We start from the raw sequence: 14968 nt of genomic DNA, 5'->3' as shown, positions 1-14968 counted from the left end.
CCTTCATATCAAATAAAAGGATTTCATCTGAAAAGCTTATTGTGTCCTTGATTCGATTTAGGGTGTCATTAAATTCATAAATTTCCGGGTCTAGTATGTCTGAATCAATATGTGGATGTTCCTCATTACTATTGATTTCATTCAGCAACATTAAAAAACTATGATTTAGTTTTTGAAGAATGCTTTCAATGTTTATTGTTCTTATATTTCTTTTATTTTCGATTTCTTCAACTATTAATCCTTGCCTTTTTAGGAAGTTGTCATAGGTGATAGATAGAAAATTAAATCCTCCTGTTTCTCTAAAAAATTCATCAATCAATTCATATCTAGTTGAAATAGATTTTTTATTTCCTTTAAGCATCCAGTCATTTTTCTCATCATTAGACACAAATACTACATTCGTTTTCAAGTCCTTACCAATTTTAATTATAGTTTTCCAAATAATGAAATCTCCGATAGAATTGTTACTTTTTGCACTATCTCTATTTCCTGGCGGTATTTCATTTGTTATCCTTTTAGTATATTCCTCTATTAGAGATTTTTCATCCTCCTCTATTGAAATAATGTTTTTTTCAGAAAAAACCTCCTTATACATCATAGTAACTGGATCTGACCAATTCCAATTTGTTACTCCGTCTTTCAATTTATTCAAGGAGTCTTTATATTTTTTAACTTTTTCAGAGATCTCACTTCTGTACATTAAAATTTCTGAATATGCAGTCAATTGCTCTAAAATTGGATAGTTAAACTCTTTTATACTCGGTAGTTCTGAAAGATATTTATCAATTACAGTAAACAAATCACTTATTTTAATCGATCTGTTGTTGTAAAATTCAAGCAAGGCATGTTCAGGAATAAATATTCTATTTTCCTTATTTAAATGAGAGTATACTTTGTGTATTTTTTCTAAGTTGTCCTTTCCGATTTGAAATGGAGCTAGTAGTACATTTGCGTCTAGTATAAATATAGCGTTTTCAAATAAATCATCTATTTCCACTTGCGATCTATTAAAAATTGTTCTCGGATCGGGGAATTTTCTTCTATAAATAAATTGATTGTCCATAATTATTAGCTAATATTTTTATTCAGCCCTTCCACTATCCCAATCTCCTCCTCATTCAATCCATACAGCCCATACACCACTTGGTCGATCTCTATTTCGAGTTTTATTGCGTCAGCTGTGGGTTCTTGTTTTTTGATTTCAAGTATTTCTGCGACCAATTCTTCGATTTGATCTTTGATTTCTGGCTCGGGATTTATGATTGGAAGTTGGGAGATATACACGGGCTTGTATTCAAAGTATCCATTCTGCTTGGTGGATGCGATTGATTTTAAGTAGAAGTCAATCGTCTTTGAGCTCATGATTCCCAAAAGGACCAAATCATTTTTTGGGATGATAGTAGTTTTGTCATTACTGTAATTTCCCTCGTTATCGAAGCAATAGGATGCTCCTTTCACGATTGCTGGAATGATAATTTTCTCTTTCTCAAACTCTCCGTAATAGTCGCAAGCTCTCAATTCCCACCAGTACTGGCCTTTGTCATATCGGGCTTTGGCTTTGGCTTCATAGTTTTTCAAATAAGCCATTACGGCAGGATAGACGTCTGAGATTTTTGCGAAGGCTTTGGCTTCATCTAAATCTCCAAAAAGTGCTTTTGTCTGACCATTTTTAATCAAGATCAAAAACTTATCACTCTTCGGTTGCTGATACCGCTTGATATCCCGTCCGGCTAAAAAGGGTTTGATAAGCTCGGCACTTCGCGGATCTTCGGTAATCAGTCGTTCTTTGGTCTCTAGATCGATGACAAATGCCTCGTTTAAGCCAGTCAGAACTCCTCTGAATATTTTTCCGTCCACGTATTCCGATAGCGGAACGCCCTGTGATTTAAGCTTAAATAGGAGTGCTTGAGATCGACTGTCAGTCAATGTCCAGCCTTCCTCGGAGAGACCGGCAGGAGAGACTTCAAGTTTGTTTTCTCTCAGGTAGTTTTCCATTCCATTCGGGAAATCCAGCGTTGCCAGGTTTACCGCATTAAAGTTTGCTCCCGGTGAGCTTTTACCCAAAGCAATAATTAACGGATAGGTTGTGGCTTCCTCAAAGACCTGCAAGTCCCCAAAGTCCAACAGTTCGTGGATAGCAAATCCCTTGACATAGGTTCTCAAAGCCTTGCCATATCCGGCACGCATCCATTTGTTTGGAATGATAAAAACAAAGTCTCCGGAATCTTTGAGCAGATTCATGCTCAGTTCGACAAAATAGACGTAGAGATCGGCTGTTCCTGCAAAAGTTTGAAATCTGCTTTGTAGATAGGGTTTCAAAGTGGAGAATTCCTCCTGCCTGATATAAGGCGGATTCCCGATCACCACATCAAAACCCACAAAATCGCCTTCGTCATTGAGCACTTCTGGAAATTCAAACCGCCATTCAAATGCATTCTCATAGATTTGGTTGGCTTTGATTTCTTCTATCTGAGTATCTAGTTTGTTAAGCTCCGCGGACACTTTTTCCACTTTGGCCAGACGGATCTTCTTCTCTTTGGCAGATTCTTCGAAGATTGCGGTCTGGCTGGTGAGGTTATACAGCTCTCCTCCTAATTTCGACTTACGCTGAATTTTCGGATCACTTTTGGAGATCTCTGACCGGAAGTTGGTCTTGATCTGGGCGATCAGGGCTTCCATTGCCCGTTTTTCGTCCTTGCTCTTTGCATTGCGATAAGTGGAGACTGCCGTCTTGTAGTCTTCGATCTTCCAGGAGCCCTTAAGCGCTGACTTAAGATCGGAGTCCAGCGCAAAGCGGGAAACCAGCGAATTGCCGACTTTGATATTGATGTCGATATTCGGCAATGTTTCCAACTCGTTTAGACCTGCCAGGTTTTCAAAACCTGGCAGGTCTTGTTTATAATACGCACTCTTCAAGAGCTCAATCCAAAGCCTTAACCGGCAAATCTTGACTGAATTGGGATTGATATCCACCCCGAAAAGACAGTTTTCGATGATGGTCTGCTTCTCATGAAAAAGCGTCTCTTGGATTCGTTGGGACTCTTTGTTGTAGGGATGGTATTCGAAGAGTTCGCCGTCTTCGTCGGTAACAATGAGTTCGTCATTGACTACTTTTACCTGATATTCTTTCAAGCGTTTGCCGGACCGATCCTGAAGGATCTTCAAGTCATTTTTGACGGCGATGATTTCATTCAGTGCAGAAACCAGAAAGTGCCCGGAACCTACGGCGGGGTCGCAGATCTTCAGCGAATTGATCAGCACATTGGCTTCAGTTCGGTCTTCGATCTTGTCATAGAGCTGGGCTATAGTCTCAACCTCCCAGCCTTTGGCCTCTTTAAACTTCTGGATCACCGCCTTGCGGATCGTCTCCCGGCACATGTACATGGTGATAAAGCCGGGGGTAAAGAAGGAGCCGTCTTTATAGCCGTTGATTTTTTCGAAGATCAAGCCCAGCACCGAGGCATTGATCAGCGTTTTGTTGTCTTCCTGGATTTCTTCCGAACCCTCGCTGGCAAAGTCATAGGCATCCAAGAAACGGAAGAGATATTCCAAAGTCGTAAGTTCACCCGTGAGCTTTTTGCCTTGGCCGTCCTTCATTACCGTGGACGATATCACCGGAATGGTCTTCTCATTTTTCAGAAAATTGACCATGATGGTCTTTTGCTCCATGTCTGTTGGCTCAAACAGGGAGGAGTTTAGATAGGGGACTTCGGCAAATGCTTCCCGCACTTCCTCATTCCGTTCGGCTGTTTTCTTTGCCAACACTTGGAAAAACAGGGAATTCAAATCGTCCCAATCATGGATTTTCTTCTTATTCAAAAAAGCGTAGGACTTGTCTCCTTTGTGATAGGTGATCAGTTGCGCTTCCAAAAGCTTCAGGAATAGCACTCGATTGATCCATGTGATGCTCAGCTCCAGACCGACGTTGAATAGACGTTCCTCAGAGCTGTTACCGTATTGACTGGGCCTTGTCAATTGACTGATCTTGTCATAGGTATCCAGTTGGATTATTGCATCCTCCAGGATACTTCCGGAGTTCTGACTTCCCTTTGGTTTCCGCTCGATGAGCTTTTTTCCACCCTCCTTGGTCTCCGTGAGCCCGATGATATGCAGCAGCTCGGTATAGAAGCGTCTGTCCAGACTGTTGCTGTCGTTGGCAAAGGGCAGCTTTAGCAAATGCTCAGGAGAGAGAAGCTTGAATAGAGCGATCAGCTTGTTATCATCCCTTTTGTCCGCATTTCGCAGTGGTTTGTCGTAGTCGCGGAAATCAAAGTAGGTGAATGGGATTTGATCCTTTACCTTCTCGATGGCCGGTTCGGCGATGTTTTTGTAGAAAAACTCCGTCTTGATCTCTGACAACCTTCCTGCCTCAAAGTCCTCGAATTGCTTAACAAAACCCTTGTTTTGGGCAAAATGCCGATCAAACGAAAGTGCGTCGAAGATAAACCACTCGTGGATATTGGTGACAACCAGATGCTTTACTTCCAGATTATTGTGAGTGATGCGTTCCCGCAGGTAGTACAACACCAGCTCCTGAAAAGCCTTATGGTTGAGGTTGGTTTTGCTGATCATCTCCGACTTGCTGGTCGGCTTTTTAGCTTCAATGATCACCCCAACGCTGGATTTGGCATTGTCTCCGGTATGGATGACCAGATCATTTCTGCCTTTGGTGTTGACGAAGTGGGTAGGATCGTAATAGGTTTTTTTCAGAAAGTCAATGACCAGATTTTTATGAAACTCCTCCGATTCAGATTCATTGATCCGGTCAATCAGCTGTATAAGATTAGATTTAAAGCTCTCAATGGCTGTCCGGTTAGGCTTTACTTTTCGGAATGCTGGGTTTAGGGCCTGTTTGGGCTTTAGAAACTTATCAATCATCAGAACTTTTCTTGCTTGAAAAAACTGCTAACAAGATGCATTTTTTTTGACTAAAAAGGCAATAGATAAAACCGGACTACGTAAAAAATAGCGGACAATTGCTGTCTTTTTTAGGATCGGCTGAATATTACTTCCCAAAATTTATCCCTTTCCCAAATTAAGACAGGGATACAATAAATTTTCAAACGCTACTTCTCCAACATCTTCTTCAAAATCTCCACCTTCTCCCGCTCCGATTCCAACAATCGCTCGACCATTGCAAAAAACAAAAACCTCCAAAGTCTACCCGACTCAGGAGGTTTTCAGCTTTGTGACTTCAGCTTTCTGACTTTCTACTACTGCGTACTGAGACTGATCACTGCCTACTTTTCCAAAATAAACCTTCGAGTACTCCGCGGCGCACTCAAAGGTTACTTCAGATTTTTATATCGAATTCGCTTCGGCATTACATCGCCCAAGCGCTTCTTTTTGTTTTCCTCGTAGTCGGAGAAGTTGCCTTCAAACCAAACCACCTGGGAATCGCCCTCGAAAGCCAGGATGTGGGTACAAATCCTGTCCAAGAACCAACGGTCGTGGGAGATAACTACTGCGCATCCGCCGAAGTTCTCCAGCGCCTCTTCTAACGCACGAAGGGTATTGATATCCAAGTCGTTAGTCGGCTCATCGAGAAGCAGTAAGTTGCCGCCTTCCTTGAGCATCATAGCCAGGTGAACCCGGTTGCGCTCCCCGCCGGACAGCACGCCGACTTTCTTTTCCTGATCTGCTCCAGCAAAGTTGAACTTAGAAACGTAGGCTCGGGAGTTCACTTCCTTGTTTCCCAGCTTCATCAGTTCATTACCGCCGGAGATGATCTGATAGACCGACTTATTCGGGTCCAGCCCACCATGCTCCTGATCCACGTAAGAAAGCTGCACGGTTTCTCCCACTTCGAAATTTCCCGCATCTGGCTTTTCCTGACCGGTGATCAGTTTGAAAAGTGTGGATTTACCGGCACCGTTTGGACCAATGATTCCGACGATTCCGCCTTGAGGAAGTGAGAAGCTGAGATTTTCAAATAGTAGCTTGTCACCATATGCTTTGGAGACGCCATTCACTTCGATGACTTTGGCTCCCAATCTGGGTCCCGGCGGAATGAATAGCTCTAGTTTGGCTTCTTTTTCTTTAGCCTCTTCACCGACCAGTTTGTCGTAAGCGCTCAAACGGGCTTTGCCTTTGGACTGACGGGCTTTTGGAGACATGCGAATCCATTCGAGTTCGCGTTCCAGAGTCTTCTGGCGTTTTGATTCGGTCTTTTCCTCCTGCTTCAATCGGCTCTGCTTTTGATCGAGCCAAGATGAATAATTTCCTTTCCAGGGAATCCCTTCGCCCCGGTCAAGTTCCAAGATCCATCCGGCTACATTGTCCAAGAAATATCTGTCGTGTGTCACTGCGATGACGGTTCCTTTATAGTTTTGTAAGTGCTGTTCCAGCCATAGCACTGATTCAGCATCCAAGTGGTTGGTAGGTTCATCGAGCAACAAGACGTCTGGTTCCTGTAATAGAAGTCGGCAAAGTGCAACCCGTCGCTTTTCACCACCGGAAAGATTGGCCACATTGGCGTCACTAGGCGGAAGACGAAGGGCATCCATGGCTTTGTCCAGCATTACATCCAGTTCCCAAGCATTGACAGCGTCCAGTTTTTCCTGCACTTCTCCCTGACGTGTGATGAGTTTATCCATAGCATCCGGGTCATCCATCAGCGCAGGATCCATGAATTTTTCGTTGATTTCCTCAAATTCTTTCAAAAGATTCACGGTAGCGGCGACAGCTTCCTCCACGACTTCTTTGACAGTTTTGGTGGGATCGAGTTTGGGTTCTTGCTCCAGCATGCCGACAGTGTATCCGGGAGACCAGACTACTTCGCCCAAAAACTCCTTGTCCATGCCTGCGATAATCCGAAGCAAAGAGGATTTTCCAGAACCATTTAGACCTAAAACGCCGATTTTTGCCCCATAAAAAAATGAGAGGTAAATATCTTTGAGAACTTTCTTTTGAGGGGGGTAAATTTTTGAAACCCCGGCCATGGAAAAGATGATTTTTTCTGCACTCATACTAGTATTTTAATCGTTTGGTAAGTGATTGGAGCAAGATGGCAAAAATATACCTTTCTTAGGATAAGTGAGGGCTAAATGATTATTTTGCAAAAAATTGAAAACGACCACCTATAACCTATTGCAGTGAAATGGAGCATCCTTATGGATATATCAAGGACAACAAAGTCTATTTGAAGGGTTTTTTAGGCCGTAACGACCGGGAAATCGGTGAAGTAAAAGAAGACGAAGCCTCCACGATCAGCTATTTCGAGGCCCGGTTTGAGCAGATCAAAGATAAAGTAGCCAAATTAAAATCTGACATTCAGGAAAACCAAAACAAGGGTTCTTTCCTGATGAAGTTGATTCATTTGAGAGATTCATTACACCAATCTGATGCATTGGGAGATTTCGTTCCTTTGATCGAAGAACTCAATGAGCAAGAGGCCTTTTTGAATGAAATTATTCAGGCCAATCGGTCCAAAAATCTGGAGGTGAAAAAAGCTTTGATTTTGGAAGCGGAAGCCATGAAAAATGATACCGATTGGAAAAATACCGCGGAGTTTTTCAAAGAACTGAAAATGCGCTGGATCAAAACCGGTCCGGTAGAAAAAGAAATCCACGAGGAGCTTGAACAGGAATTCAACGATTCGATTCAAACTTTCTTTGAAAACAGAAGGCATTTCTTCGAGGGAATGGCACTTCAGGCTGAGGAAAACATCAAAGTATATGAGGCTTTAGTGATCCAGGCAAGAGAGGCCCACGATCTTCCAGATGCCAAAATGGCTTTTGAAATCAGCAAAAGAATCCAGAAAGAATGGAAAGAGGCCGGAAAAGTACCAGCCGAAAAACGTCAACCCCTATGGGATGAATTTTCCAAACTGAACAACCGGATTTTCTCCCGGTACAAGCGCACACTCAATCCCGGACCAAGCATGCATCCCCGCGAAGTGCTGAGGAAAATTGAGACTATGGTCGAGGAATTGAAAAAAATGGCACATCAGCCGACTGCCTATGCGATAACCACCCGGGCAAAGGCCATTCAGGAAGATTGGAAAAAACTCCCGGCCCATAAACCGAAGGAAGCCAACCTTCCAGCACGTTCTTACCAGTTTTTCATGGATATTATTTTTGAAAAAGCATTTTTGGAAAAACTGGCCCTGGGAAAATACGCTGACTATGCCACCATGTCTTTGCAGGAACAAAACCAGATTAAGTCGGCTATTCTCAAAGACTTACTTCACAGAGATCAAAGCGAACTCGACACTATGCAAAACAATTCGGACAATTTCCGAGTACAGACTCCCGACTTCGAAATGATGATGAGAAAAAAGTTGTCAGGACTGAAGCGGAAATTAGACGTAAAAAACTATATTTTGAAGCAACTTTCTCCTCGGATTTGAGTTCAAACAACTTATCCAAAAAATCACTAATCTTGCACCTTTAAAATTCCGGAATTCCTTTTAAAATAAACACTATGTACTGGACACTTGAACTAGCTTCCTATCTTGAGGACGCACCCTGGCCAGCGACCAAGGATGAGCTTATTGACTATGCTATCCGATCCGGCGCTCCACTGGAAGTAGTGGAAAATCTCCAAGAGCTCGAAGATGACGGCGAGCCTTATGAGACCATCGAAGAGATTTGGCCTGATTATCCTACCAAGGATGATTTCTTCTTCAACGAGGACGAATATTAAAAACGAAAGCCTTGCATTTTGCAGGGCTTTTTCTTTAAACCCTCCTAGGGTTTTGAACCCTTGGAGGGTTGCCCAAACCTAAAGCCCCAATACCTGTCTCAGCCGCGCATATCCAGTCTTGCTGACAGGTAGCTTTTCTCCACCTTTGAGCTTGACCAGATAAGTATCCCGCTCGTAAGGCTCGATACCGGTGATTCCATTTAGATTGATGATATAGGATCGGTGAACCCGGGCGAATTTCCCTGCATCCAAACTTTCCTCCAATGTCTTCATCGTCATTTTTTTGAGGAATTTCCCCCCGGCGGTATGGATCGTGACATAATCATCCTCTGCTTCAAAGAAATTAACATCTTGAACAGAAATTATTTTAATATCATTTTTAACACGAACGACCAATCTGTTGCTCTTTTCTGCGAAATGATGCAAGTCCGCATTCGGTCTTTCCGATTCTTTTCCTTCCATTCTGCTTTCCAAAAACCGGTCAATCGCCTGCTTGAACCTCGCCTGAGAAAAAGGCTTCAACAAATAATCCATCGCTTTGGCATCAAATGCCTTCAGGGCATATTGGTCAAAAGCTGTGGTAAAAATCACTGCAGGAGGCTCATCCAAAAGCTCCAACATTTCAAACCCGGTAATCTTTGGCATCTGCACATCCAGAAATATCAAATCAGGCTTATGCTGCTGGATGGCTTTCAATCCCTGGAATCCGTCCTGACAAACTTCCAATACTTGGAATTGGGAGAATTCTGCCAAGAACTCCTGTACTATTCCTGCCGCCAGCGGCTCATCATCGATGATAATCGTTCGGATCATTGAAATTGTGGGATTTTAAGTCTGACTCTGAAATATCCTTCATCCGGACCGGATTCCAGCAGATCAGTTCTTCCAAATAATAGAAATAACCTTCTTTCAACAGAGCTTAACCCAAACCCTGTTCCTTCAGGGGCTGTGGATTCAGGGTCAAAGGGGTTTTTCACCTCCAAAATAAAATAGTTGCCTTCTTTCTTTCCCGAAACTTCAATTTTCACATCCCCCGTCATACCATACAAGCCATGCTTAATGGCATTTTCTACCAAAGGCTGAATCAAAAGTTGTGGCAACTTGATAGAATTTAATTCTTTTTCAACCAGAAATTCCACACCGAGCCGGTGCCCAAATCTCACCCGCTCAATATCCAGGTACATTTTCAGGTAATTCAGTTCCTCCTCAAGTGTAATCCAGCTTTGGGAATCTTTGCGGATGGTTCCCCTAAGAAACTCCGAAAGCTGCAAAACCATTTCTCTCGCTTTTTGGGGTTGAGAAACGACCAGTGCGTTAATTGAATTCAGGCTGTTGAATAGAAAGTGAGGCTGCAGTTGTTGGCGCAGTTGAGCCAATTCGGCGTCTTTGGACAACTGAAGCATCTGCGCCTCCCGTTTTTGGGTTTCCTCCTGCCTCTCAAGCTTGGATACCACCAATGCCAAAAGTGCTACTAGTTGCTCAGCTAAGGCTAAAATAGCCCAGCGGAGATAGAAACTTGCGCTTAAAAAGTCCAAATAATCATCTTCGTAGGCATACCACCAGGTAAGTCCATAGCTATGGACCAATGTTCCCATAAGGCTTAGAAAAAAAGGCACTGCAAAAAGCAGCCACAGATTTTTCCCTTTGGGTGCAAAAAGCCCGAAAACCCGGTCCAGCACAAAGACTCCTCCTAAAAAAATCAAACCGGATAAGAATGAATCTGTCAGAGCAATCTCTGTCCCAACCTCGTACTGTTTCAATAAAAGAAAACATCCCAGAAACCAGACAAGTCCGGTTCCGGGGATGATCCATTTTCCTAATCTAGGGTTTGAAAAGGCGTTAAAAAGCAAAGTGGTAGTCGTTTTTAGTTGGTTTGTATGTTTTTAATAAGATTTGATTTCCAAGCCTCCGAAGAGGATCGTGCCTTTGAGAACCACCACTTTGCTTGGATCCACACCTCCATCACGGAAGTATCTCTTATCTTCAATTCCCGCAGCGATGTTGCTTACTTCAGTTCGGATGTCCCAATGTGGAGGAACGATCAATTTTACACCTCCAAAGATGATATCGATCTGGACAGTCACAACCCCGTTGAAATCCGCCTGGGTCAGATCGAGATCCACTCCGCCAAAGGCTGTGGTGATTTTACCCCCCTGAAAATTCTTGGTCATCAATTTCCTGTTCACTCCACTAAAGACCGCATCAATGTTCAGACGATCCGCAAAGGAAGTTCCGGTAGTGCGGGTAAATCCTGAGTCACCTGTACTCTGGGAGGAATTGAAAGAAGAAGTCCCGGCATCATCTCCTACTACCTTTGCATCTTCGACAGAAGAGGACTTGAAAGTACCTGAAGACTTATTCGCCTGCCAATTGTTTCGGATATCGGCAATGACTCTGTTTTCTCTGTTTCTCTGGGTAATCAGGTAAACACCCAAAGCAATAAGGCCTAATGGCCAGATGTATTGGCTGATTCCGAATTCAAAGTCAAATTCATTTTTCAGCAGAAAATAAGTACCGAAAAAGAGCATAAAGAACCCAAAGAAACTTTTGAATTCATGCTTGATTATTGCAAAAGTCCCGATGGCGATTAAGATCATTGGCCAGGTAAGAACCCAACCCGGGATGAAAATGCCGACTTTTTTTAGCAGGAGGATTATGCCGATTCCGAGTATAATAAACCCGAAGGCGATGTTTCCGTCGTTGTTTGATTTTTTAAAGTTATTCATGGCTCAATGCGTTAAAGTTGATGGTCAAAAGTACATCGGTTGGGAATTCTGGAGAATACGCAATAGGCAAGGCCAAAAGAAAAGTCGGTAAACACGGTGAAATTGTCGGTGAATTTTCAGAGACAAAATTCACCGACTCCTCTTATCACCGGGAAAGTAGGAATTCCGCGTATTCCAGGTCTTCTTGAGTTGTGATTTTGATGTTTTCAGGATTTCCGGGAATCAAAGTTACTGGCCAACCTTGATATTCATAGACAGTGGCATCATCAGTGAATTGAGGCATTTCTGCGACCTCAAATGCTTTTTTAATTTTTTCCACCTGAAAAGTCTGGGGAGTCTGTACCAATCGGAAATATTGCCTTTCCTGAAAGGTATTTGACCCATCCTCAGAAATTTTTCGGATAGAGTCTTTCAATGGCACGACAGCTATGGCACTTCCTGATTTTTCTGCTTGGTCAAAACTGGCTATGATCACTTCTTTTTTGACAAATGGTCTCACTCCATCGTGGATTGCGACGAGACCTTCATGAAAAGGAAGCGCATTCAACCCATTTTTCACAGATTGAAATCTGGAATTCCCACCCGCAATTACCTGATGGGGAAGGTAGAAATCATATGTCAGGCAAAGTTCTTTCCACAATGAAAAATCGGCTTCAGGGAGCACCAAAATCAAAAAAACATCCGGTTCGGCCAGAGAAAAAACCTCTAGTGTGTACATCAGAACGGGTTTTCCGCCAATCGGCAAATATTGCTTGGAAACGGGACCTCCCATGCGGGTTCCTCTTCCTCCTGCCACCAGAATTGCAGCTTTTTTCATGAATAGATATTTTATTCAAATCTATTCCGAATGGATGGGTCTTGATTCCTTCAGGAATAGGAGTGCTATGAAGGTATAAAAAAAGCCCCGGATGTCCGGGGCTTTAAGTTTAGAGGATCAACATGGCGTCTCCGTAGGAGAAGAAGCGGTATTTTTCTTTGATGGCCTCCTTGTATGCTTTCATGACCAAATCATAACCTCCAAAAGCTGATGCAGTCATCAACAGAGTCGATTCAGGCAAATGGAAATTGGTGATCAGGGAATTTGCAATTTTGAAGTCGTAGGGAGGAATGATGAATTTATCAGTCCAACCGCTGCTGGCTTTCAGCCTGCCGCCTGCTGTTACTGATGACTCAATTGTCTTCAGAGAGGTGGTTCCTACTGCCACAACTCGTTTTTTATGATCCAAGGCTTCGTTGACCAACTGCACTGTTTTCTCAGGAATATTATAGTTTTCTGAGTCCATTTTGTGTTTGGTCAGGTCTTCCACATCTACCTGTCGGAAAGTCCCCAAGCCCACGTGAAGGGTGATGGGAGCAACTTCAACACCTTTTAGCTCAAGCCTTTTAAGAAGTTGAGGTGTAAAATGAAGACCAGCAGTAGGTGCTGCAACAGCTCCAACATTCTTGGCAAACACAGTTTGATATCTTTCCCGGTCTTCCGGTTCGATTTTACGCTCGATGATTTCCTTCAAAAGAGGAGTTTCCCCCAAGGTATCAATGGTTTTTTCAAATTCTTCCTGATTTCCGTCAAACAGAAAACGGATTGTCCGACCTCTGGAAGTGGTATTGTCTATCACCTCAGCTACCAGATCACTGTCGCCGAAGTAAAGTTTGTTTCCAACGCGGATTTTCCTTGCCGGATCCACAAGTACATCCCACAGTCTCAATTCCGGATTGAGCTCTCTCAACAAGAAAACTTCAATTTTGGCACCGGTCTTTTCCTTGTTTCCATACAATCTTGCCGGGAAAACTTTGGTATCGTTGGTCACGAATACGTCACCTTCTTCGAAGTACTCCAGGATATCTTTGAATATCCGATGTTCGAGCTGGCCAGTTTTCCGATTGACCACCATAAGGCGCGAATCGTCTCGGTTTTCAGTAGGATAAAGGGAAATTAGTTTCTTGGGGACGTCAAATTTGAAGTCTGATAATTTCATATTGGAGCTTTAGGAATCTTACTCGATTTTATATCTCTGCGAATTGCTTTAAAAAATGCAAAGTTAATAACAATAATGCCCAATTTCAGCTAACTTAACAAATTGTTTTAACCAACTGTTATAACCATGCTGTTTTTCCAACTGACCTGGGAAAGTTTCCGCTTCGCCATAACGGCCCTCAAATCCAATCTGACCCGCACTATATTGTCCCTTTTGGGCGTTACAGTGGGTATTTTCGCCATCATTGCAGTGTTCACGCTAGTGGATTCGCTTGAGGGGAAAATCAAATCATCCTTCGCCTTCTTGGGTACAAATGTCATCATGGTGGACATTTTTCCATTCGAAAACAGTTCGGACTATCCTTGGTGGAAGTATTTTCAACGACCACCCGGCACCTTTGCGGAATATAAATTCTTGGAATCAAGGCTCAAAAATGCCCAAGGGGTAACCATCTCCGCATCTGCAAACACAACGGCTCAGGCTGGCAGCAACTCATTCGAAGGGATGTCCCTAACAGGGATCGCCTACAGCTATCAAGACGTCTATGAGGTAGCACTGGAGGATGGCAGATATTTTACAGAAGCTGAGGTCAATGCCTCCCGAAACTTGGTCATTTTGGGTAAAAAAATCGCCAACGCGCTATATCCCAATCAACCTGCAATAGGAAAGGAAGTAAAGATCAAGGGTATGAAATTTACCATCATCGGAATCTTTGAAGAAGAAGGCGAAGGTTTTCTAGATCTACCTTCCAAAGATGAGGCCTGCCTGGTTCCCTTCGGAGCCTTCAACAAGATCTACTATACCGGCAAGAACGGCAACACGCCAACTATTGCTGCAAAGGGAAAAGAAGAAGATATTGGTCTTGTTGCGCTCGAAAACGAAATGGCCGGTCTGATGAGAGCAAAAAGAGGACTAAGACCCACTGAGGAAAACAACTTCGCCCTAAACAAGACCGAGTTTATCCAAAATGCAATCGGGTCAATATTTGATGTGATTTCTGTGGCAGGATGGGTAATCGGAGGATTTTCCATTCTGGTCGGTGGATTTGGGATTGCCAACATCATGTTTGTTTCGGTCCGGGAACGAACCAATATTATCGGAATTCAGAAATCTCTTGGTGCCAGAAATTATTTTATTCTTTTCCAGTTCTTGTTTGAGGCAATATGCCTGAGTTTGATTGGTGGGGGCACCGGAATTCTGTTGGTTTATTTCCTAAGCTTTGCCCAATTGGGAAGTTTGGAATTGATTTTATCTTTCAACAATATCCTGCTCGGGTTGGGAGTATCTTCGATCATCGGTGTGGTGGCCGGAATAGTTCCTGCTACTTTGGCTGCCCGGATGGATCCAGTCGAGGCAATCCGAACTGCATAATTTCATCAGGAAAATCACTTCTGGAAAAACAAAAAAAGGAGGCCTTGAGCCTCCTTTTTTTGTACCCTTTTTCAATCAAGTTTCGTGTGAGCTCCGGTCCATGAGAAAAACCAAACCCGCTAAAGATTGGGTTTTTTTAGATAAACTACTCAATATATGGTTGCCTCAAAAATAAAGAGAAGTTAGTTTATATTATGCCGGTAAAAAACATAATTATTTCAATATTATTTAACAAAAACACAACAGCTA

General features: G+C 43.0%; 11 protein-coding genes. 3 read left to right on the top strand and 8 right to left on the bottom strand.

Going from position 1 to position 14968, the window contains the following annotated elements; all coding sequences use genetic code 11:
* From B0E43_RS09255 to ettA, 3 genes are all read right to left on the bottom strand, one after another.
* Positions 1–1063: PIN domain-containing protein (locus B0E43_RS09255; RefSeq protein ID WP_077348918.1), on the bottom strand; the 1063-nt coding region annotated here is incomplete at its 3' end.
* 5 nt (positions 1064–1068) lie between these two features.
* Positions 1069–4878: an Eco57I restriction-modification methylase domain-containing protein gene (locus tag B0E43_RS09250; RefSeq protein ID WP_077348916.1), complete on the bottom strand. Its 3810-nt coding sequence runs from the start codon at positions 4876–4878 to the stop codon at positions 1069–1071.
* A 410-nt stretch (positions 4879–5288) separates the two neighbouring features.
* Positions 5289–6968, bottom strand: a complete 1680-nt coding sequence (gene ettA, locus B0E43_RS09245) for an energy-dependent translational throttle protein EttA (RefSeq protein WP_077348914.1) — start codon at positions 6966–6968, stop codon at positions 5289–5291.
* A gap of 131 nt (positions 6969–7099) precedes the next feature.
* Between ettA and B0E43_RS09240 the strand changes: the two genes are divergently transcribed.
* Both B0E43_RS09240 and B0E43_RS09235 read left to right on the top strand, forming a co-directional pair.
* Positions 7100–8350 (top strand): DUF349 domain-containing protein, encoded by a 1251-nt coding sequence (locus tag B0E43_RS09240; protein WP_077348912.1) that lies wholly within the window; start codon positions 7100–7102, stop codon positions 8348–8350.
* Positions 8351–8424: 74 nt separating this feature from the next.
* On the top strand, positions 8425–8646 hold the full coding sequence (locus B0E43_RS09235; protein WP_026952747.1) for a DUF2795 domain-containing protein: 222 nt from the start codon (positions 8425–8427) through the stop codon (positions 8644–8646).
* Between the two features lie 78 nt (positions 8647–8724).
* On the opposite strand, the gene B0E43_RS09230 is transcribed toward B0E43_RS09235, so the two are convergent.
* From B0E43_RS09230 to queA, 5 genes are all read right to left on the bottom strand, one after another.
* Positions 8725–9459: a LytTR family DNA-binding domain-containing protein gene (locus B0E43_RS09230; RefSeq protein ID WP_077348910.1), complete on the bottom strand. Its 735-nt coding sequence runs from the start codon at positions 9457–9459 to the stop codon at positions 8725–8727.
* The gene (locus B0E43_RS09225) at positions 9456–10496 is read right to left on the bottom strand and encodes a sensor histidine kinase (RefSeq protein WP_254423400.1); all 1041 of its coding nucleotides are present in this window, start codon (positions 10494–10496) and stop codon (positions 9456–9458) included. Before B0E43_RS09225 ends, B0E43_RS09230 begins: the two co-directional genes overlap by 4 nt.
* Before the next feature lie 33 nt (positions 10497–10529).
* Entirely contained in the window at positions 10530–11372 is an 843-nt protein-coding gene (locus B0E43_RS09220; protein ID WP_077348908.1) for a LiaI-LiaF-like domain-containing protein, read from the bottom strand.
* 145 nt (positions 11373–11517) lie between these two features.
* Positions 11518–12189, bottom strand: a complete 672-nt coding sequence (locus B0E43_RS09215) for a 2-C-methyl-D-erythritol 4-phosphate cytidylyltransferase (protein WP_077348906.1) — start codon at positions 12187–12189, stop codon at positions 11518–11520.
* Positions 12190–12298: 109 nt separating this feature from the next.
* The gene (gene queA, locus B0E43_RS09210; protein WP_077348904.1) at positions 12299–13348 is read right to left on the bottom strand and encodes a tRNA preQ1(34) S-adenosylmethionine ribosyltransferase-isomerase QueA; all 1050 of its coding nucleotides are present in this window, start codon (positions 13346–13348) and stop codon (positions 12299–12301) included.
* A 126-nt stretch (positions 13349–13474) separates the two neighbouring features.
* On the opposite strand from queA, the gene B0E43_RS09205 reads away from it, so the two are divergent.
* The gene (locus B0E43_RS09205) at positions 13475–14719 is read left to right on the top strand and encodes an ABC transporter permease (RefSeq protein ID WP_077348902.1); all 1245 of its coding nucleotides are present in this window, start codon (positions 13475–13477) and stop codon (positions 14717–14719) included.
* Positions 14720–14968: the final 249 nt, after the last annotated feature.

The sequence above is a fragment of the Algoriphagus sp. A40 genome (assembly GCF_002002735.1).
Lineage (GTDB): Bacteria > Bacteroidota > Bacteroidia > Cytophagales > Cyclobacteriaceae > Algoriphagus.
This window is presented reverse-complemented; position numbering and strand designations above follow the sequence as displayed.